This is a genomic window from Bacillus solimangrovi (assembly GCF_001742425.1).
In the GTDB taxonomy this organism is placed as follows: Bacteria; Bacillota; Bacilli; order Bacillales; family Bacillaceae_N; genus Bacillus_AV; species Bacillus_AV solimangrovi.
In genome coordinates this window covers 1-21,781 of the sequence record NZ_MJEH01000019.1, presented here as the reverse complement: position 1 = coordinate 21,781, position 21,781 = coordinate 1, and the positions used below count along the sequence as shown (strand labels likewise).

The 21,781-nt window shown below is 34.0% G+C and carries 17 protein-coding genes; 15 read left to right on the top strand and 2 right to left on the bottom strand.

Features of this window, described 5'->3' with window-relative positions; all coding sequences use genetic code 11:
- From BFG57_RS19235 to BFG57_RS08040, 5 genes are all read left to right on the top strand, one after another.
- On the top strand, positions 1-775 hold a 775-nt coding region (locus BFG57_RS19235; RefSeq protein WP_245676721.1), incomplete at its 5' end, for a putative bifunctional diguanylate cyclase/phosphodiesterase.
- 151 nt (positions 776-926) lie between these two features.
- Positions 927-2,066: a THUMP domain-containing class I SAM-dependent RNA methyltransferase gene (locus BFG57_RS08055; protein ID WP_069716975.1), complete on the top strand. Its 1,140-nt coding sequence runs from the start codon at positions 927-929 to the stop codon at positions 2,064-2,066.
- Between the two features lie 315 nt (positions 2,067-2,381).
- On the top strand, positions 2,382-2,588 hold the full coding sequence (locus tag BFG57_RS08050) for a hypothetical protein (protein ID WP_069716974.1): 207 nt from the start codon (positions 2,382-2,384) through the stop codon (positions 2,586-2,588).
- Between the two features lie 66 nt (positions 2,589-2,654).
- Positions 2,655-4,586, top strand: a complete 1,932-nt coding sequence (locus BFG57_RS08045; protein ID WP_069716973.1) for an ATP-dependent DNA helicase — start codon at positions 2,655-2,657, stop codon at positions 4,584-4,586.
- Positions 4,587-4,780: 194 nt separating this feature from the next.
- Entirely contained in the window at positions 4,781-5,344 is a 564-nt protein-coding gene (locus BFG57_RS08040; RefSeq protein ID WP_069716972.1) for a beta-class carbonic anhydrase, read from the top strand.
- Between the two features lie 65 nt (positions 5,345-5,409).
- Here BFG57_RS08040 and BFG57_RS08035 read toward each other — a convergent pair whose 3' ends face one another.
- Positions 5,410-5,874 (bottom strand): chemotaxis protein CheX, encoded by a 465-nt coding sequence (locus BFG57_RS08035; protein WP_069716971.1) that lies wholly within the window; start codon positions 5,872-5,874, stop codon positions 5,410-5,412.
- 540 nt (positions 5,875-6,414) lie between these two features.
- Here BFG57_RS08035 and BFG57_RS08030 point away from each other — a divergent pair.
- From BFG57_RS08030 to BFG57_RS08000, 8 genes are all read left to right on the top strand, one after another.
- Complete coding sequence (locus tag BFG57_RS08030) at positions 6,415-7,515, top strand: type III polyketide synthase (protein ID WP_069716970.1); 1,101 nt, start codon at positions 6,415-6,417, stop codon at positions 7,513-7,515.
- On the top strand, positions 7,515-8,069 hold the full coding sequence (locus BFG57_RS08025; protein WP_342670291.1) for an isoprenylcysteine carboxyl methyltransferase family protein: 555 nt from the start codon (positions 7,515-7,517) through the stop codon (positions 8,067-8,069). Before BFG57_RS08030 ends, BFG57_RS08025 begins: the two co-directional genes overlap by 1 nt.
- A gap of 119 nt (positions 8,070-8,188) precedes the next feature.
- Positions 8,189-8,383, top strand: coding sequence for a hypothetical protein (locus tag BFG57_RS18570; protein ID WP_139125086.1), 195 nt, complete (start codon positions 8,189-8,191; stop codon positions 8,381-8,383).
- A gap of 268 nt (positions 8,384-8,651) precedes the next feature.
- Complete coding sequence (locus BFG57_RS08020; RefSeq protein ID WP_175428299.1) at positions 8,652-12,275, top strand: dynamin family protein; 3,624 nt, start codon at positions 8,652-8,654, stop codon at positions 12,273-12,275.
- Positions 12,276-12,297: 22 nt separating this feature from the next.
- Positions 12,298-13,011, top strand: coding sequence for a hypothetical protein (locus BFG57_RS08015; protein WP_069716968.1), 714 nt, complete (start codon positions 12,298-12,300; stop codon positions 13,009-13,011).
- 436 nt (positions 13,012-13,447) lie between these two features.
- Positions 13,448-16,615 (top strand): hybrid sensor histidine kinase/response regulator, encoded by a 3,168-nt coding sequence (locus BFG57_RS08010; RefSeq protein ID WP_175428298.1) that lies wholly within the window; start codon positions 13,448-13,450, stop codon positions 16,613-16,615.
- A complete protein-coding gene (locus BFG57_RS08005) occupies positions 16,615-17,718 on the top strand; it encodes a response regulator (RefSeq protein ID WP_069716966.1) in 1,104 nt (367 codons plus the stop codon). The genes BFG57_RS08010 and BFG57_RS08005 overlap by 1 nt, the downstream gene beginning before the upstream one ends.
- Positions 17,719-18,076: 358 nt before the next feature.
- Entirely contained in the window at positions 18,077-18,865 is a 789-nt protein-coding gene (locus BFG57_RS08000; protein ID WP_069716965.1) for an FxLYD domain-containing protein, read from the top strand.
- A 237-nt stretch (positions 18,866-19,102) separates the two neighbouring features.
- Here the strand turns inward: BFG57_RS08000 and BFG57_RS07995 are convergent, their stop codons facing one another.
- A complete protein-coding gene (locus BFG57_RS07995) occupies positions 19,103-19,975 on the bottom strand; it encodes an NAD(P)-dependent oxidoreductase (protein WP_069716964.1) in 873 nt (290 codons plus the stop codon).
- A gap of 535 nt (positions 19,976-20,510) precedes the next feature.
- Here BFG57_RS07995 and BFG57_RS07990 point away from each other — a divergent pair.
- Both BFG57_RS07990 and BFG57_RS07985 read left to right on the top strand, forming a co-directional pair.
- Positions 20,511-20,771, top strand: coding sequence for a DUF2533 family protein (locus tag BFG57_RS07990; RefSeq protein WP_069716963.1), 261 nt, complete (start codon positions 20,511-20,513; stop codon positions 20,769-20,771).
- Between the two features lie 40 nt (positions 20,772-20,811).
- A complete protein-coding gene (locus BFG57_RS07985) occupies positions 20,812-21,645 on the top strand; it encodes a sulfurtransferase (protein ID WP_069716962.1) in 834 nt (277 codons plus the stop codon).
- Positions 21,646-21,781 lie beyond the last annotated feature (136 nt).

Genomic DNA, 21,781 nt, shown 5'->3' with positions numbered 1-21,781 from the left:
CCTGTGGCATAATCATTTACGAAAGGCGCTTGATCGAGAGGAATTTTCAGTAGAATTTCAACCTCAAGTTGACTTGCAAAGTGGGAAAGTTGTTGGTGTTGAAAGCTTATTACGCTGGAATCATCCTAGCCTCGGAAATGTTCCGCCATATTCTTTTGTTCCTTTAGCAGAAGAAACAGGGATGATCATGGCAATAAGTGATTGGGTTGTTAAGAAATCATGTAGTAAAGTGAAACAGCTTCATGATCAAGGATATCCGATTCGTTGTAGTGTAAATGTCTCAGCGATGCAGTTTCAACAAGACGATTTTGTTGGGAAAATTGCTGCGATTTTAAATGAGACGAAGCTTGATCCTCGTTATTTAGAAATCGAATTAACCGAGACAATGATTATGCCACAGGCAGCACACTCAATAGACAAATTGGTAAAACTAAAAAAGTTAGGTGTGAAGATATCAATCGATGATTTCGGCACAGGTTATTCATCATTAAGTTACTTAAATCGTCTGCCAATTGACACGTTAAAAATTGATAAAAGTTTTATACGTAATTTGAAGACATATCATGAAGATGCTTCAATCGTAACGGCGATTATTACGATGGCACACAACTTAAGTTTATCGGTTGTTGCTGAAGGGGTCGAATTGCCAAAACACATTCAATTTTTAAAAAGGGAAAAGTGTGATATGATTCAAGGGTACTTTATAAGTAAACCGGTTCCATTTGAACGATTAATCGTTTTTTTAGAAGATTGGATGCCAGACTATTTAAGTTAATTTCCAGTGAAAAGTATTCGCTATTGAGAATCACATATAATACTTTCTTTACAGGTAATTAATTAATTCTGTAAGGTGGAAATAAAGCACATGGGTACTATATTAATAACAGATACTAAAAATTGAATTATACACAGCAGGAGAGATAAAGATGTCAAAAGTAACGTTAATTGCAACAGCAGCAATGGGATTAGAAGCCGTCGTTGCAAATGAAGTGAGAGCATTAGGCTATGAAGATATAACTGTAGAAAACGGTCGTGTAACGTTTACAGCGGATGAAACGGCAATCGCAAGATGTAATTTGTGGTTGCGAACAGCAGATCGAGTTAAGCTTAAGATCGGTGAATTCAAAGCAACAACATTTGATGAATTATTTGAGCAGACGAAAGCATTACCTTGGGGTGAATATATTTCAAAGGATGCCAACTTCCCGGTTATAGGTAAGTCGGTGAAATCGAAATTATTTAGTGTTTCAGATTGTCAGGCTATTGTAAAAAAAGCGGTAGTTGAAAGTATGCGTCAATATTATGGTGGTGTAGAGTGGTTTGATGAGAATGGACCACTACATCGAATTGAAATTGCACTTCATAAAGATATTGCTTTACTAACAATTGATACGAGTGGAGCAGGTTTACATAAACGAGGATACAGAGTGAAACAGGGTGAAGCTCCGTTAAAAGAAACGTTAGCGGCAGCACTTGTAATGTTGACTAATTGGAAAGCAGATATGCCATTTGTTGATCCACTATGTGGTTCAGGAACGATTCCAATCGAAGCAGCGATGATTGGTCAAAACATAGCACCTGGTTTTAATCGATCATTTGCAGCTGAAGACTGGAATTGGATAAATAATGAAGTGTGGGATCGTGCATTACAAGAAGCTGAGGACTTAGCCAAGTATGATCAACCGATTAATATTTTTGGGGCAGATATCGATCACCGTATGGTTGAAGCAGCAGAGGCAAATGCAATTGAAGCAGGGTTTGCGGATTTAATTCAGTTTAAACAAATGCAAGTAAGTGATTTCACAAGTAAAGAACAGTACGGTGTAGTAGTAACGAATCCTCCTTATGGAGAGCGAATTGGAGACAGACCAGCAGTTGAGAAGTTATATCGTGATATGGGACGAGTCTTCCAACCACTTGACACGTGGAGTGTGTATGTTGTGACATCTTATGAACAATTTGAGAACGTATACGGTAAGAAAGCAACAAAAAAACGTAAGTTATTCAATGGCTTTATTAAAACAGATTATTATCAATTCTGGGGACCTAGACCTCCAAAAAAATGAAACATGAATTAATATAGATTTATTTGTAATCTGTACGAAATAGACATTATTTTAAATACATGACCACTTTCTTTTCACTGACTATATTTAAGGTGAGAAGGGTGGTTTTTTTGTTCCTTAAATTCAAATTTTTATGAGGTTACTTTTGAGAATTAAGCTTGATTATAAAAGTTACTTAACTATTTAACACGAACTTATACGTACAATGTTAAAAAAATGAATGATTGCAAAGTAGCATACTTTTTTGATTTATACGTATAAATAGTTTATTTCTTAATAAAATAAGAAGTATGTAATGATTTGGAGGGATTTGAAATGATAGATGCTAATAGGGAAATTCGATTAATATCTGAGGCTTTACGGCGTTCAAAGCAACAAATTCATCGTCTATCACTTGAACAAGTAGAACGCGAGAAGATTGAGCAAAGGTTAATAAAAGCTGAGATTGACTGTCAAAGAGCATTCTTTCATGCTACGAAGATAAATATTAATCCGGTTAAATTAAAAGTAGAGGACATATAGAGGTTGACATCTGTCCTCTTTTTCTAAGATAATAATAATTTAGTAAAGAAGATGGACGGAGGTTACATGTTGACCATTAATAGAGATTTACCATTTTTATTTGATAAAGAAACATCCTTTTTTCAAGGGTTGTCTGATTATATAGGTGATGTATTTTATGACCTGCTTCCTGAAGCAGGTTTTGAGTTGCGTGATGAACAAATTTTTATGGCATTTCAACTTGAACAGGCGTACAAACAAAACAAAGCAATTTTTGCTGAAGCAGGTGTAGGTACGGGGAAAACGCTCGTCTATTTATTGTACGCTATTTGTTATGCTCGTTATAAGGGAAAACCTGCAATAATTGCTTGTGCGGACGAAAATTTAATTGAACAGCTTATGAAACCAGGTGGAGAGCTTGATAAATTAAAGAAGCACCTAAACATTGATGTTGATGCAAGGTTAGCAAAATCTCCATCAAGTTATTTGTGCTTAAAAAAGTTTGAGAAGACAACCGCAACTGATGATGACGAAGCGTACGATGATATATATGATAGACTTCCTGAATTCGTATTTGAGAATGCAACGATGCAATCATTTAAACGTTATGGTGACCGTAAAGATTTTCCAGATTTATCTGATGACCAATGGGAGAAGGTAAATTGGGATTCTTTACAGCAGTGTTCATCATGTGATGTACGTCATCGCTGTGGAATGACATTAAATCGAGATTATTATCGAAAGGCAACTGACTTAATTATATGTTCGCATGACTTCTTCATGGAGCATGTTTGGACGAAAGAATCTCGTCAGGAAGAGGGGCAGCTACCTTTATTACCAGAAATGTCTTCTGTTGTATTTGATGAAGGACATTTGTTAGAGTTTGCAGCACAGAAAGCATTAACTCATCGCTTACAAGCTGATCATTTCTTGAAGGCAAGTGAACCTGTGTTAGAAAATGGATTACGTGAATCATTTCTACTATTAGTAGAAGAAGTTATTCATGAAAATAATCGCTTTTTCAAACAACTTCAACTGGCAAGTACAGCAGTTCGTGGTTCAGAGCGTTATGAGATTGAATGGAATTCCACTCTACAAGCTTGTGGTGAAAAGCTAATATCACTCGTTGAGAAGCTAGAGGATGAGCTTGTGTTTGAAGGAGAAAGTTTTTTAATTGATGAATACCATTTTAGTATTTTTGATGAAGGTTTAAGCCGATTAGCTCGGATGCTTACATTGTTATTAAAAGAAAAAAATGCAGTATATTGGGCAGAGGGAACCGATACTAATTATACGCTTGTTATAATGCCGAAACAATTACCTACTATGTTGAAGGAACAGCTCTTTTCTGGTCAGCGTCCATTTATTTTCACTTCAGCAACGATGAGTGAAAATGGTTCTTTTGAGTATTTACAACGCTCATTAGGAGTAGAAAACCCGCTTACCTTCTCTGTAGACTCTCCGTTTGATTATGAACAACAAGCACGTTTTGAAGAGATGAAATGTGAAGAGGATATTACTTTCAAATCAGCACAAGTTATTCGTCAACTTGAAAAGACAGATGGAAGAGGGCTTATTCTATTCCGTTCAAAAGAAGAGTTACTAGCATTTAAGACTTCTATTTCTAAATTCGATTTACCATGGAACATGTATTTTGAAGGAGAAGAAGAAATTAGTACACTTACGGCTGCATTCGAATCAGATGAGCAATCGGTGTTATGTGCCTACCGTTTATGGGAAGGGCTCGATATACCAGGACCAGCACTTTCACATGTAATTATTTGGTCACTGCCATTTCCTCCGAATGATCCAGTGTTTCAATCGAAGCGAAGAGATAGTAACAAACCTTTTGAGGAAATTGACTTACCATATATGCTTTTACGATTACGACAAGGATTTGGTCGTTTAATTCGTTCGAGTGAGGATAATGGAGTTGTCACATTATGTTTGCACAATGAAGAAGAACAACTTCTTGAGCAAGTACGAAATGTCATTCCGAATAATACAATTGTAATCTAATAAGGGAATCCTGTCTGATTGTACAATCAAGACAGGATTTTTTTAATCTGTAGCTAGTTTTTTAAAACTGATATACTGATAAGAACATGTTATACTAATAAATATAGTTTGATCGTCATTGAACGTGATGATATTGATTACTGATTGTTTTATACATAATCTAACTTTTGAAATAGAGACGAGGAGGAGCAGTTGTGAGTAGACTTCAAGACATTTTATCTTACAATAAACAATTTATTGAGGAAAAAAAATACGAGCAATATGAAACATCAAAGCTACCAGATAAAAAAATTGTTATTTTATCGTGTATGGATACTCGATTGGTGGAGCTATTACCGAAAGCGATGAATATTGGAAATGGCGATGTAAAAATGATCAAAAATGCTGGAGCGATGATTACTGATTCATATGGCAGTATAATGCGAAGTATTTTAGTAGCAGTTTATGAATTACAAGCTGAAGAAGTATTTGTGATCGGTCATTATGATTGTGGTATGACAGGATTACATGCTGATAAACTGTTAGAGAAGGCGAAAAAAGGTAATTTTACAGATGAGAAACAGAAGTCATTAGAAGGTTCTGGAGTCGATTTAAAGACATGGCTGAAAGGATTTGATTCTCCGGAAGAGAATGTACGTCATTCTGTTCAACAAATTCATCAACATCCGCTATTTCCAACTGACATTCCTGTTCATGGACTTATCATTGAGCCGAATACAGGTAGACTTGATTTAGTTATAGATGGAGATAGAAAATAGAATCAAGAAATTGAATGAGACACGAAGAAACACCTCAATGTGGAATTGAGGTGTTTCTTTGCATATTAATGTTTATTATCTGGCTCAAGCATTAAAATGATATGTAATTCACCTTTATCTTCAACCTTGACCGGTACACGGAACGCTCGATCAAATCCATACATTTTTGTTTCACCGACCATGACAGTAGGAGGTGTGATGTCTGTTGTCATTCCTTTACTAGAAATATTAGTTGCGATATTTCCAGCAAGCATATTTCCGAGTTCACCTGTAAAGGATTGAAGCATTTCACCTTCGAGAGGCATTCCGAACATTAACTCCCCGACATTGCTTAATGTTGGTTCATCACTTACAATGACGATTCTCCCTCTCACATCACCTGTCATTCCTATTAATACTCCTATTGACGATTGTTGAAGTGGTTGGGTAGTCATAGATGGTTTAGAAATATCTAATTTAGCAGGTATAATTGTATTTACTGAATCAATTGTGCCATTTAAGACATGGGTGATTTTTTCACTAAGTGACATAGTACCCCCCTCTTTATTACTAGTCTATTAGTACAAATAATAACATGTTTGTTGGGAGTATAGTAATGTTAATTAAGAACTTTATATGAACATTCAGATTGTTTGTTTAATTTTAAGTAAATTAGTCCTAAATTTATGTTATTTTTTTATATTTTTAATAAAAAAAGGTTTATGATTATTAGATAGTGAACTTATGACAAAGTAAGCGGAATTATTAGTTTATTTTCAGATAGTTTTATTAATAAGATAGAAACTGAATAGTATTCATCTCCAATCTAATGTGCTAAGTGATAAAAATTGGATAGGATATAATCATAAAATGAAGTTATAATATAAGAGCACAGCAATTCTTCAAAACGTTGAAAAGAAAGTAACCCCCTTCGCCTTCTCATTTTATGAGGAGGCTTTTTCGATTTCCTCCAACTTTTTCTCAATTCAAATGCCCATTCAGGAAAGTATCACTTTTTTTCTATAAATTGTATGAGAAATCACTAATTCGTTCAAACTAACTCCGTAAGAAAAGCTATTGGAGGTTAGGGTATGTCTTTCATCGCTTCTGTTGCAACAGCAAATCCTCCTTACGAGGTAAACCAAGAGGATGTCTCTGTACTTGTCCAGAAGATATTTAATGGGAAATTTCGTAATCTTGATCGTATGTTACGTGTGTTTGAACATAGTCAGATAGAGAGGCGATTCGTTTCTGCACCATTGTCTTGGTTTTCTGAGCAAAAAAGCTTTCAAGAAAAAAATGAGTTGTATATTCAAATGGCTGTTCAATTATCTGAAGAAGTGATAACACGGTGTTTAGAAGCTGATACATTTGCCAAGAAAGTATCTGTTGAAGAGATAGATGCGATTTTCTTTGTATCTACAACAGGAATTGCAGCACCTACTATTGATGCTTATGTCATGAACCACATGTCTTTTTCTCCATATGTTAAACGAATTCCGATATGGGGATTAGGTTGTAATGGAGGAGCATCAGGATTATCAAGAGCTATGGAGTATTGTAAGGCTTACCCAGAACATAATGCATTGGTCGTATGTGTAGAGTTATGTAGTTTAACTTTTCAGCATGGAGATACAACAAAGAGTAATTTAATTGGGACTTCATTATTTGCAGATGGTGCAGCTTGTACACTTATTTGTGGGGACGACTCACAACTTATTGAGAAGATGAAGTGTGAACTTATTCCATCTTTCGTTGATACACAATCGGTACTTATGAAAGATAGTTTGGACGTGATGGGGTGGGATGTACAGAATGAAGGACTATTCGTTATCTTCTCTAAAGATATTCCTACACTCGTTCATAATTGGTTTGCAAAAGAAGTACTTCATTTTTTGGAAAAGAAAGATTTGCATGTTGGTTTGTTAAGAACATTAATTGCTCATCCTGGAGGGCAGAAGGTGTTGGATGCTTATGAAGAGTCTCTTCAATTAAAACCAGATATGCTTCAAGTTTCGAGGGATGTTCTTCGGTCTTTTGGAAATATGTCTTCTGCAACGGTAATGTTTGTGTTGGAAAAAATAATGAAACAATCGTTTAAAGAAAATGATTATGGTGTAATTTGTGCATTAGGTCCAGGGTTTTGTACTGAGTTTGCCTTACTTCAATGGAAACAGAGGGATGGAAGATGATGCTTGCCATAATATTAACAATTGTCATTATTCAACGGTTAATGGAATTATTTATTGCAAGAAGCAATGAGAAATGGATGAAAAAACATGGAGCAGTTGAAGTAGGAAAAGAACATTACAAATGGATTGTTATGTTACATGTTTTATTTTTTATTTCTCTTATTGTAGAGGTTCGTATGTTTGAAAGAGATTTATCACCGTTGTGGCCTGTTTTTTTCTGTTTGTTTGTTGTAGCCCAATATGTTCGGTTCTGGAGCTTGAAATCATTAGGTAAGTTTTGGAATACTAAAATTCTTGTATTGCCTAATGTGAATGTCATTTCTAAAGGTCCTTATAAGTACATTCGACATCCAAACTACTTAATTGTTATGTTAGAAATTTTTCTGTTACCGATGATGTTTCAAGCGTATTATACGGTATTGATTTTTTCAGTAGTAAATGCAATTGTATTACGAATACGAATCTTAACTGAAGAGGAAGCGTTAATGAAGCATACAAATTATCGAACTCAATTTTTGTTGAAGAGACGGTTTATTTCGCAAAGAACACGGTAATTCAATTGTAAAATCTGATTGAAAATGAAAATCAATCATGTTAATATGAATGTATTAAATGATAATTATTATCACTATGAACATAGAAAAAATGATTTTGTTTAGATTCTAACTTTTTGGTGAGGCGATATAAAAAAGGTAAAGGGATGGTGAAAAGTGTGATTTATTTGTTATTATCACTAGTTGCTTTGTTCTTTGGTGGAATTTTGATGTTTTTACTAAACAATACGGTTGATCGTTATAAGCCGAAGAAGAAAGTAATGCCCATTACAAATCAATATCGCTCTGCGCCTGTTCACAATCGAGTTCATTAGTAAATAATAAAACCTTCTGTCATTGACTAGACAGGAGGTTTTATTATTTCATAAATTAGTTCGTGTAAAAATCTATTGTTTCTAGTTAGAGGTTTCTAATGGTTATGACATGAAATAATCATCTTCGAAGTAGTTAACATATTCTGTGTTTTGTTGCTTCTGATACAAAGTAGAATATCTGAAAAATGAAAAAAGATTGTAGCGAAACCGAACAATTGGTAACATAAGAACAGATATAAGTAAGAATGAACATAAAGGGGTTTAGATGATGGGTACGCGTTTAGACAGCGACAAGTTGACAATTCAGGAGACAATTACACGCTTTACAAATTTGGCAAAGCAGTTTTCGAAATATAATGATAACCTTCAAATGAAGAAGATGTTACAACTGATTGAAAAAGTTGATAACAAGCAGGCTGTAATAGGGTTTTGTGGGCATTTTTCAGCAGGTAAATCAACGATGTTGAATAATTTGTTAGAAAAAGATGTATTGCCATCAAGTCCGATTCCTACTAGTGCAAATTTAGTTCGTGTTAAAAAGGGCGATACGTACGCACGCATTTATTACACAGACGATAAAGCTGTGCAATTTTCGCCACCAATTGATATGGAAGCTGTTCGAGAGCTTTGTAAAGATGGAACGAATGTATTTTCACTCGAGATTAGTGATGAAGATGTTTCGATTCCAAATAATATTGTATTAATGGACACACCAGGTATCGATTCAACTGATGAAGCTCACCGATTAGCAACAGAATCGTCACTTCATCTAGCTGACGTTATCTTTTATGTAATGGATTATAATCACGTGCAGTCAGAAGTGAATTTTACCTTTTCAAAGACGCTTCAAGAGATGGGGAAAGACGTTTATTTAATCGTTAACCAAATTGATAAACATGATGAGCGAGAGCTTTCATTTACTAGCTTCCAACAAAGTACGATGGATAGTTTTGCTAATTGGGGTGTGTATCCGAAAGGGATTTTTTATACAACTTTATATGAACCGTCACATTCTGCTAATCAGTTTTATCATGTGCAACAGTTGCTCCATGAACAGAGTATGATTTCTGAAGAAGATATAATCGAACGAGCATTCGTTTCAGCAAAGCAAATAATTAATGACCATTTGAACGTTTTAGAAGAGGATCAAGATGAGCGGAGGGCACAGCTTGAACAGATAATAGGTGATGCTGATCTTGCAGTTTTATCGGATAAAATGAACTTGCTAGAACAATTAAAGCAGCAACACGAAAAAGAACCAGATATGTTTGAGAAAGCATTTCGTGATGATTTGGATGAATTGTTAAATAATGCGTATATTATGCCAGCAACAACGCGTGAACTTGCCCATCATTATTTGGAAAGTAGACAACCAGATTTCAAAGTGGGAATCTTGTTTGCTAAGAAAAAAACTGATGAAGAGAGACAAGTACGTTTAAAAAGCTTTTATGAAGATTTCAGAGATAAAGTAGATAAAGAATTATCATTTCATATAAAAGGTTTTTTAGAGAAGATGTTTAAATCATATGATTTGGATGATGTATCATTATTATCTCAAATCCATAATGTACAGATTGAATTTAATGAAAACGTTTTAAAAGATACAGTTAAAACTGGAGCAGGTGTAACAGGAGATTATGTATTAAATTATACAAATGATGTATCAACAGAGATTAAACGTTTGTACAGGTATGAATTAATCCCACTAATGCATGAGGCAAAGAATCTGCTTCAAAATAATAACAAGGAAGTTTTAAGTGACTTAAGTAAACAGTTAACGGAAATAAGTGCAACGTTAGCAGCATCAAATGAATTAGGTCTATTAAATAAAACACTATTTAATCGAAAAGAAGAAATGGAACTACTTCTTATAAGTGGCCTGAATGAAGATTGGGGTGATTTGTTAGAATGGTTACAATCTTCACGCGAAGTCATAAATGAAGCAGAAGCACCTCTTCAATTAAAAGAACAACAAGTAAAGCAGGTAAATCCCATTCACAATGATAAGCAAGGGGCTGAGCACAACGTAATAGAAAGTGAAGTTGACGAAACGATTGCGTTGTTACAAAAAGGAGCACAAGCGGTTGAACCAATTAAAGGGATGACGTCTTATGTGAAAAGTTTGCGAAGTAAAGCAGAGAAATTGTCAGAACGAAACTTCACCTTTGCGTTATTTGGGGCATTTAGCGCGGGTAAATCATCGTTTGCCAATGCACTTATTGGCGAAGCCGTTTTACCTGTTTCACCAAACCCTACTACTGCTGCAATTAATAAAATTGCTCCGCCTGATGACATTCATCCAGATGGAACAGTTGTGATCAAGTTTAAAGATGAAGAACAGCTTTTAACTGACTTGAATGCTGCGCTAACCCCTTTTAATCGTTCTTCTACAACAGTTCAAGAGGGATTAGAAGCAGTTGGCTCTTTACAAAAATCAGCAGCAGAGGATAATGTTCAACTAGCCTTTTTACAAGCAGCAAAAAAAGGCTACAATGATGTGAAAAGTAAGCTCGGTAAGGTTATTTCCGTTCCTCAAGACGAGTTTGCGGCTTACGCGGCTACGGAGGAAAAATCATGTTTCGTTGAGTGGATGACACTTTATAAAGATTGTCCATTAACGGAAAACGGAATTACGTTAGTTGATACACCAGGGGCAGATTCAATTAATGCACGCCATACGAATACAGCGTTTCATTACATTCGAAATGCGGACGCAGTATTATTTGTTACGTACTATAATCATGCATTTTCTAAGGCAGACCGAGAGTTTCTAATTCAATTAGGTCGTGTGAAAGAGACATTTGAATTAGATAAAATGTTTTTCATCGTTAACGCAAGTGACTTAGCGAAAACGAATGAAGAACTAAATGATGTTGTTGAATATGTTAGTGATGAGTTAACAACGTATGGTATTCGCAAACCGCGTATTTATCCTATTTCGAGTAAACGAGCATTAGAAGCAAAGAATGGGAAACCAAATTCATATGGAGACAATTTCTTGGTGTTTGAAGATGCGCTTCAACGTTTTATTCAGAATGAATTAACGAATGTTGCTGTACAAGCAGCTAAGACTGATCTGCAACATACGAAAGAACGCGTTCAGTCACTGTTAACTGTTGCGAATGAAGGTGCTGAGCAGAAGGCGGTAAGAAAAGAAGCTGCGTTAATGAGATTAAATAAATCATTAGAAATGATGCGCGATCTATCGAGTGAACCTTATAAACAATCTGTTCTTCAAGAAGTTGAAGAGTTAATTCATTATGTAGAACAACGAATCTTTTTGCGCTTTACTGATTTTTACAATGAGTCTTTTCATCCAGGTGCTTTTCGAAATGCCGATGCAAAAACTGTTATGCAAAGTTGTATGCAAGAATTAATCAACTCAATTGGATTTGATCTATCACAAGAGATGCGGGCAACGACGTTAAGAGTCGAGAAATTTATTAATGAAAAATTGTATGCATATGATGAAAAGTTACAAAAAATAGGGATTGAAAGTGATGAGGGTCTCTCATTTTTAGAATTTGAGCGGTTAGAATTTGATGAGCAAGTTTTGGAAAATGGATTGCAACGAGAAACTGTAGCTCAATACCGTTCAGTTTTGAATCAATTTAAAAGTACGAAGCATTTTTTTGAACAAGGTGGTAAATTGGCAATTCGTGAAGTATTAAAGGAACAAATAAGAGTGCCAGTTCGAAAAGAATTAAAAGAGTATGTAGAACGGTTTAAAAACCATTACAAAGGTTTGTATGCCGAACTTTCAAATGAACAATTGAATAGTAGGGAAAAGGATCTGAAAGAGTATTATGAGGCAGTATTAGAAGCGTTAAGCGAAACAGTAGATACAACGGCTCTTGAACATGCTTATCAACAATTAAAGCAACATCATTAAAAATAGATGGGAGCTCACAGTTATGGAAGAAACACGCACAAATGCAGAACGATTTCTGACAGCATTCAACATTATTACGAAAGAACTAGAAAGTTTAATTGGACTAAATAAATACATTCCTTTTGCAAAACTTGTGGACATGGCTAAAAAGCGTAATGGAACGGTACTGCATTTTGTTGAAGACTTAAAAGAATATTCTGCGTTGCGTAATGCAATTGTTCATGATCGCGATTTCCCTGAACGTGTGATTGCCGAACCACATATCACGGTTGTGGAGAAAATGGAGCAAATTGCAAAAGAGCTAGAGGCTCCTCAATTGCTAATTCCTAACTTCCAAAAAAAGGTTATCTCTTTTGATATTAATGACCGTTTGCAATTATTAATGGATGGTATCGAAACGTATGGTTTTTCACAATTTCCGATAATGGAAGATGGGGCGTGTAAAGGTCTAATTACTGATCGTGGGATAACGCGGTGGTTTGTGCACCATGCAAATGAACTGGAAATGATCCCGCATGTCACATTAAGAGATATTATGAGTTTTGAAAGAAATATTAAAAATTATGTGTTCATGTCACAGTCAAAAAATATTTACGATGTAAGAGAGTTGTTTTATCATCACTTAGAGCGATACCAAGTTCGTCTAGAAGCTGTCCTCATTACAAAAAACGGAAACAATGAAGAATCTTTGTTAGGTATCGTAACACCATTTGATATCGTAAGATTGCCTGTTTAATTGTACACCCCCCTTTATATATAAAGGGGGGTGTACTTGTTAGTGTGCATGGAATCTGAAGGAAGTGAGCAGAAGGATAAAAAGGGAGTCATAGAGTCAAATACAATCTCATATTTCCTTTCAGAAATAAAATGCTAGCTAATACTTACATATGCATGCTAATCCCTCCTACTATTATAAATAATTATTGTATTATCGTGAAAAGTCATTTTTAAAAAAATCAAAATTTGAAATATTAACAATTACTTATAATTATTTTATTTCCTTTTTAATATAGTTTTAATGTAAGGATATATTTGTAAACTTTGTTGCTCATCAATATAGTTGTTGTATATTTGCTACAATAATAACAGAGTTTACCAATAATTTTATCGGAGTATTATGTATTATTGTTAAATATTCCAATGAAAAGAATTTGTAATTTAGGAGATATATGATGAGTAAGCATGAACGGCATATTATAATTATCGGGTTAATATTAGCAATACTTTTTCTACATTTTTTAAATCCAGTGACAAACTCTAATCCATCTGCTCCAACTGCTAATAAAGGTATAATCGATTTGACCAATTGGAATTTTTATAATGATGGTTTAGTTAGTCTAAATGGAAATTGGGAATTTTATGAAAACGAACTATTAGAACCTAGTTTTTTTAGTAGAAACGAGTTAAATAATAACTATCAACATGTTCCGAGCATTGGCAATCAACAACGTAGGTCAAGTGTTATTAATAAAGACGGTTTTGGTACATATCGACTTAAGGTTATGTTGAATGATGAACATAATGACCAGCTTTTTGGACTGAAAATTAATGATATACGCATGGCACATAAGTTGTTTATTAATAATCATTTAATCGGACAGAGTGGGGAGCCTAGCAATAATTTAGAGACGCAACAAATTGGAAATATTCCTTATGTAAAGTATTTTCCCATTAGTCAATCTTCGTTTGATATAGTCATACAAGTATCAAAATATGATTATTATGATGGGGGTATTATTGGTGATATTGAATTTGGTCTCCAAGAGGATATTTCCAAGTTGCAATTGGTTTCTTATGGTACAGATCTATCGATAATTTTCGTATTGTTGTTATTTTGTGTATATCATATGAGTATTTATTTTATAAAAGTGAAAAGAGATATGTATTATCTATACAATGGACTATTTTTTCTCTGTCTATTAATCTCTTACTCTTGTAGAAGTGAGAAGTTATTTATGTTGTTTTTTCCATCGTTTTCAATTGATATTGCCTATAAAATTCAAGATATTTCAGCTTATAGCGCTATCTTGCTTATTTTTGGATTCCTTCATGCTTTAGATTCGACTCTACTTTCTAGGCGAGCTATGCGTATTGTTTGTTCTCTCTTAATGATATATCCGTTAATTGTTTTGCTGTTTCCTTATAATATTTATACCCATATAGAGATGGTTATCCTGTTTTTTAGTGGAGGGTGCTTAATTTTTATTTTCTTTAAGTTAGTGTGGGTATTTTATAAAAGAGAATATGAGGTTGAAAAAAGAGAGTTATTACTATTATCTAGCATATTTATTTTTCTGTTTTTTATGTACTTCGGTACAATTAATTTCTTTGATATTATGGTAGCTTTGACAGGAGAATTTGTAAATTGGGAAGCGATTACAAAAACTCGGTCTCAAATAATCTATTTTCTAGGACAATACAGAGAAATAAGTATTGTTATCTTTGTAGCGGTTATGTATATTTTATTAGCTCTTCGATATACACATACTTTTGGAAAACTTGAACACTTATCGGCTAAGTTAATATCAATGAACAAAATGAAAGATGAATTTTTAGCAAAAACCTCTCATGAGCTAAAAACACCATTACATGGCATTATAAATATTTCTTCTTACTTATTAGAAAAGAAAGATCGCATGTCTCATAACCAACGAGAAAATCTTACTCTTATTCACGATACCTCTATTAAGTTATCCAATTTAGTAAATGATTTAATTGATGTCTCCCGATTAAAAAATGGGGGTTTGAATTTACACATTTCACATGTAGATATTAAAGTATCAACACAAATAGTATTTGATGTTCTGGCATTTGAAGTAAGAGGCAAAGATATCGAATTAGTAAATAAAATTCATCCTTCTACACTAGTTGAAGCTGACGAAAATCGATTGCGTCAAATCTTGTATAACTTAATCCAAAATGCGATTAAACATACAGAACAAGGGGAAATTACTGTTTCATCCCAATTAGTAGAAGACACTTTATACATTTATGTAGAGGATACTGGTATAGGAATACCAATTGAGAAAAGAGAAGAGATATTCAGTTATTTCGAACAACATGATCAATTAATGTTAGATGGTAATTATCAAAGCATGGGTTTAGGATTATATATTAGTCGCCAATTAGTAGGGAAGATGAATGGTGTTATTTGGGTAGATTGGTCAGAAGTAGGTAAAGGGTCTAGATTTTGCTTCACCTTACCTATTGTACAAAATCTAAAATTAGTTGAAGAAATATCATCAATCGTACCTTCAGCACCAACTGAACAGAATGAAGATTTATTAGAGGATAGGATATGTACTCCTAACTTGAATCAAACGATTCTCATTGTTGATGACGAACGGGCCAATATTCAAGTGCTGCAAAATATCTTATCTATACAACAATATAAGGTAATGATTTCATATTCAGCGAGAGATGCATTAATTAAACTTAAAGAGCATCCTTATATTGACCTTGTTATAACTGATGTGATGATGCCGGAAATGTCAGGATTTGAGCTTTGTCGAAAAATTAGGGAGTCTAATTCATTCATAGCTTTACCGATTTTGTTAGCAACAGTGAAAGATATGCCGGAGGATATCGCACTTGGATTTAGTGTAGGAGCAAACGATTATATTACAAAACCTTTTGACTCCAATACAATCTTAGCGAGAATTCAAACATTGCTCACCATGAAAAAGTCAATGGAGGACGCTTTCCGTAATGAATTAGCTTTTTTACAAGCTCAAATTAAACCACATTTTTTACATAATGCTCTTAGTACAATCGCATCACATTGCTATACGAATGTGGACGATGCAATTCGATTGCTTAAAATGTTAAATCAATATTTACGTATTATATACCATACAACTCCTCGAACGATGTTTATACCATTTGAACAAGAATTAAAGTTAATAGAGGCTTATGTGGAAATTGAAAGAGTTAGGTTCAAGTGGCTCAACTATACAGCCAACATAGATGAAGGATTAGATGGAATATACATTCCTGCATTATGTATTCAACCTTTTGTAGAAAATGCAATAAGACATGGAGTTTTTAATAAAAAAGGAGAAGGAAATGTTTCATTAACAATTATAAACCTTCAAACTTTTATTCGTATTATTATTGAAGACGACGGAGTGGGATTGTCTGAAGATTTATTAAAGCAGTTTAAAAGTGGTGAACTTGAGAATTCAGGGATAGGCATGACAAATATAAAAAGAAGATTAGCATCTTTGAATGAAGCACATATACAAGTTGACTCAAAATTAAACTGTGGAACAAAGATTACATTGGAATTACGTAAAAGAACCGAAGCTGATTTGGATTATACTGAACAGGAGGTGTTGTGATGCTTAAAGTTATGATTGTAGAAGACGAACAACCGACGTTAGAAATGATGAATATGTTAATAAGCCAACAGCCTCAATTGGAGATTACCGGAAGTTTCACAAGTCCAATTAAAGCTTTGGAGATGTTCACTGTAATTCGTCCTGATGTAGTTTTTCTCGATGTAGAAATGCCAGAGATGAATGGGATTCAACTAGCTGAAAGAATGGTTCAAATCGATCAGGATATACAAATTGTATTCACAACGGCATACGAACAATACGCTGTTCAGGCGTTTAGAGTTTATGCTGTTGACTATCTTGTGAAATTTGTGACTTCAGAAGATATTAGTAGAGTAACCACCCGTTTATTAAAAAATCATTTGGAAAATTCAAAACTTGCACAGCTAAACTTAAAACCTAAGACATCAATTCATTGTTTTGGGAAATTTGAAGTAAGAGGTGAAGGTGGAGACATTGTTAAATGGCCCACAAGAAAAACTGAAGAGCTATTTGCATATTTTCTCGTTTATCCTAATCAAGTAGTTAGTAAATGGAAATTAATGGATATGTTCTGGGAGAAAAATGCGAAAATAAATCTCCATACTACAATTTCTCGATTGAAAAAAGTATTAAAGGAAAACGATATGAAGTTACAAATCCATACACTAAATGACGGTTATATGCTGGAAATCGAAACGGTAAATTGTGATCTGTTTGATTTTAAAACATATTTTTCACATCACAATAACGTAAATAAAGAAAATCTTAATGAAAGTGAAAATGTATTCCAAGTATATAAAGGACATTTATTTGACATAAAAGATTATTTATGGAGTTTGGGGGTTGAAGAGGAGTTAGCAGTGATGTATGAAAGGCTAACACGTGAATTAGCTAATTTCTATTTTATAGAAGGCAATATTGAACGGTCCGAAAAAGTTGTGAAAACATTTTTAGCTTTATATCCTTTTCATGAAGAAATGACTATTTTTCTACTAAACATATATGCAAGCCATCCAATCTATTATAAAAGGTTAAAAGAATACTATCATAACTACGTCAAGTTGCTAAAAGAGGAACTTGGGGTTGAACCCTCTGATGAAGTAAAGTGTCTCATTCCAAACTAAATAGGTCTCATCTAAAAAAAGGTGAGTGCTGCATGATTACTAATTCATCACAGCATCATCTTTTTTGATTATCAAGCTATAGAATTATATATAATGACGCGTTCAGTTATCTGAAATATATTTTGTACTTTTGATTCTTAAGTATCCAAATAAGCACTAGAACTAAAAAAATCATTCTTTGTAAGAAAATTGTAAGTATCGTTTGTTAATATCTCTCTGAAAGGCTCCGATCGTAAACTTTGTTGCAAATTATTGAACGAGGTTTTATATGGTTGTCATACTTATGAAAAAAAGAAGCGACAAGGAAATACGAAAACAGCCTTTTGAAATGACAAACAGTTTTTAAAGGGGGAATATGATGAAGAAGTTTAGTTCTTTACTACTGTGCATGTCGGTTATATTACTATTAATGGGTTGTTCTGGTGACGAAGAATTATCAGGAGTTAGCGGAAGTTCTGCTACACAAAGCAATGCAGAAGTAGTTGAAGATAGTACTGAAAAAAATGTAGTGAATGTTCAAGAACAACCAAAAGTGGAAAATGTGAGTCTTGAAATTACACAGGATAACGGTAAAGCTTGGGTAGACTCTATCGGTACTGTATGGTTACATTCTGCGGCTGTTTTTGAAAATACTGGAGATGAACCTATCAAAATTGGCGAAACACAAATGAACTTTAAAGATCAAGAAGGAGGCATTCTAGGTACGGCAACTTGGATATATTCGATTCCTGAAGTTGTGTTACCTGGTGAAAAAGCGTTTATTTCAGAAAGTACGTATATAGAAGGAACAAGTGATGCAAGTCTATACAAAGAAACTACTTATAATTTTGATTTTGAAAAAACAACAGCAGATCCCAATTTGATGGAAGTATCAGCTGTTAAAGGGGTAAAAGGAGATGAATATATACCTTATACAATAACAGGTATAGTGAAGAATACAAAGGAAGTTAAGCAAGAAAATGTTAAAGTTGCAGGTGCTTTATATGCAGAGGACGGACAATTATTAGGTGTTTTAACTGATTATATTGATGTTGGTTTAAATCCAGGCAGTGAAGCGGGGTTTGAATTATCTTACCCAGATATCCCAATTGAATTTGCAGATCAAGTTGCTACTGTTGAAGTGCTTGCATTTGGGTGGGGAAATTAGTAATGATTTTTTTATAATGTAGGAAACATAAAAGATGTTGACCTTTCGTAGTCAATATCTTTTATGTTTTCATGTAATTTTACTCAGAACTAGTCTGGTTTTACAGAACAATATTTTAGCAGTTTACATAATAGCGCTGGTTTAGTAATTATTCGTTCAGGAATTGCTAAGTCAATAGTTAACGACATTCACCTAGGTGAATGCCGTTTTTATACAATCTCTAAACTTTTATACCGTTTATTCTGTATTTTTGTTCATTAATAAGTAAAGTGCAGACATATCTTGTTCACTCAAATTATTATCCATTGCTTCTTTTAAGCGAGATGTGAGTTGTGAACCAATTGGGAGTTCCATATTTGCGTTTTTTGCCATTTGTTCTGCGATACGCATGTCTTTATGTAACAATTTAATTGCAAATCCTGCAGTGTAGTCTTCTTTAGCGATGAAGTTTTGATAATGTCGTTCGAAAATCCGACTTTGAGCATAACTTGCATTTAAAATTTCAAATATTAGATCTGTATCAACACCCATTCTTTTTCCGAGTGCGATGGCTTCACTAGTCGCCTGCGTATGGAAACTAACCATTAAATTATTTAATAGTTTAACGACTGAACCACTACCTGTATCACCAATGTGATAGATATTTTCTCCCATCACATCAAAAAGTGGTTTTACTCTGTTGAAGACTTCTTTTTTTCCTCCAGTCATAATCGTTAATGTCCCGTCCTCGGCACCAAAGTTGCCACCGCTAATAGGAGCATCGAGAAACTCAATTCCTTTTTTGGCAGCTGCAGTAGCGATCTTTTGATTTAACTCAGGAGCAACAGTACTATGATCTACTAGTATTAACCCTTCATGACCATTTTCGAGTAATCCTTCTTTTGAAAAATAAACCTTTTCAACATCTTCTGGGAGTGGCAGGCAAGTTAAGATGACATCAAGGTTTTGTGCCATTTGTTCAATGCTCATGCCAGTTTTACCGCCTTCTTTAGCGAAGGTTTCTTCTTTTTTGCTACTACGGTTTTTTCCGTATATATCATATCCTGCAGCTAATAAATTCTTTGCCATTGGCAAACCCATATTTCCTAATCCTATAAATCCAACCTTCATATAAAGTCTCACTCCTCTTAAGTTTTTGTAATACAATTCAGCCTAAAGAAATCTAGTAAAACTTATATAGTACGGAGAACATATTATATATTTTATACCTGTTTTTGTATTTGAGAAACCATTTTACGTCTATTATTTGTTAAGTAGATAACTACTAGTGTATACGGTTTGCAAGTGAGCTTAATAATGAAAGAGTATTTTGATTATGTTGTATATCTACATGTAATTATTAGATAATAAAATACGTTTTACATTTTGAGTAAGGTAGGTTTAGTAGTAGAGTGGACAATGCTTTTCTTTCTATCATTAGAAATTTAATTGGTAATATCGTATAATAAAAATTGACTTAAGAAATTGTGGCTTCTAGTTTTATGTTCTTATCATTTATAATTAACATTTTTCAATATTATATAGTAGGAAGTCATCAATGAGCAAAAGTACTGTATTTCCATTTTAACTTCTATATATTTTAATTTAATAAAAATTAGAATCTGAATCTTAAAAATGGTTTATCCCGGTAATGGAGGTGGAACTTGTGAGTGTACATCATGAGATTACGAAACATTCAAAAAAGCAGCATAAGCTTGTCAATACATTTCATCAGCTTGAAGCACAGCGTGAGGCAGCAATTGATAGAGCTGTAGCCAGAGGACAGGCAGGAGAGTCAATCGATGTAAGTGAGGTTAATCTAGTTACTCAAAAAATTAATGATCTATCAAAGTTTGGACCAGTACCGAATCGTAAATATGTAACAGTAGAGATGGTTCAACAATACATTGATAAGATTAGAAAATAAAAATTTGATAAAAGCGAATAGAAGAGTGGGGGAACGAGAGATGAGGAACAATATCGTTACTTGTGATTGGGTATTTGAACACCTGAATGATTCTGATGTTCGCATTATTGATACACGATTTGATTTAAGTAACCCACTATATGGTATTAATGAATACATTCAAGGTCATATACCAGGTGCATTTTATTTTGATTTAGACAAGGACTTATCAAGTACTTCTTTAAAGCATGGTGGCAGGCATCCTTTACCGAATATTGAGCCATTTGTTCAAAAACTTTCGTGTGCAGGTATCGATGAGACTGTTAAGGTTGTCGTATATGATGAAGATGGTGGTATGTATTCTGCAAGATTTTGGTGGTTACTAAAGTATTTAGGTCACGATAACATTTACATATTAGATGGTGGTTTTAAGGAATGGCGTGAAAGAGGTTGTTTGATTAGTCAAGATGTTCCACTCATACAACCAAAGGAATTTAGAAGCAATATTCAAACTCATATGCTAGTTCACATTGAAAATGTGAAGGAAAAAATGGTAAGAAATGATGCTGTTTTGCTCGATGCAAGGGCTTATGAGCGATTTGCTGGACATGTCGAACCAATTGATAAGAAAGCAGGTCACATACCAGGTGCTCAAAATGCATTTTGGAAAAATAATTATCGTGAAGATGGCAAGTGGAAGACGATCGAAGAATTACACACGCAATATGAATCGTTAGATCGAGAACTCCAATATATCGTTTATTGTGGTTCAGGTGTCTCAGCTTGTCCAACAATTGTTGCACTAAAAGAAGCAGGATTTAAAAATGTGCAGTTGTATGTTGGGAGCTGGAGTGATTGGTCCAGTTACGATGGTAATCCAATTGAAACAAAATGATAATGTGTTATAAAAAAGGACGTTACTCTTAGTAGTAACGTCCTCAGTTTGTAGAGAAACCTTCCGTTTCTCTACAAACTATTTTTATGTCCGTGATTTGAAATAGATTTTAGTTGATAAATACCACAGAAAAAGA

Excerpts from the sequence above, each read along its gene's own strand:
- BFG57_RS08055 (WP_069716975.1), top strand. The coding sequence starts at position 927 with ATGTCAAAAGTAACGTTAATTGCAACAGCAGCAATGGGATTAGAAGCC.
- BFG57_RS08050 (WP_069716974.1), top strand. The coding sequence starts at position 2,382 with ATGATAGATGCTAATAGGGAAATTCGATTAATATCTGAGGCTTTACGG.
- BFG57_RS08045 (WP_069716973.1), top strand. The coding sequence starts at position 2,655 with ATGTTGACCATTAATAGAGATTTACCATTTTTATTTGATAAAGAAACA.
- BFG57_RS08035 (WP_069716971.1), bottom strand. The coding sequence starts at position 5,874 with ATGTCACTTAGTGAAAAAATCACCCATGTCTTAAATGGCACAATTGAT.
- BFG57_RS08030 (WP_069716970.1), top strand. The coding sequence starts at position 6,415 with ATGTCTTTCATCGCTTCTGTTGCAACAGCAAATCCTCCTTACGAGGTA.
- BFG57_RS08025 (WP_342670291.1), top strand. The coding sequence starts at position 7,515 with ATGCTTGCCATAATATTAACAATTGTCATTATTCAACGGTTAATGGAA.
- BFG57_RS08020 (WP_175428299.1), top strand. The coding sequence starts at position 8,652 with ATGGGTACGCGTTTAGACAGCGACAAGTTGACAATTCAGGAGACAATT.
- BFG57_RS08015 (WP_069716968.1), top strand. The coding sequence starts at position 12,298 with ATGGAAGAAACACGCACAAATGCAGAACGATTTCTGACAGCATTCAAC.
- BFG57_RS08010 (WP_175428298.1), top strand. The coding sequence starts at position 13,448 with ATGAGTAAGCATGAACGGCATATTATAATTATCGGGTTAATATTAGCA.
- BFG57_RS08005 (WP_069716966.1), top strand. The coding sequence starts at position 16,615 with ATGCTTAAAGTTATGATTGTAGAAGACGAACAACCGACGTTAGAAATG.
- BFG57_RS08000 (WP_069716965.1), top strand. The coding sequence starts at position 18,077 with ATGAAGAAGTTTAGTTCTTTACTACTGTGCATGTCGGTTATATTACTA.
- BFG57_RS07995 (WP_069716964.1), bottom strand. The coding sequence starts at position 19,975 with ATGAAGGTTGGATTTATAGGATTAGGAAATATGGGTTTGCCAATGGCA.
- BFG57_RS07985 (WP_069716962.1), top strand. The coding sequence starts at position 20,812 with ATGAGGAACAATATCGTTACTTGTGATTGGGTATTTGAACACCTGAAT.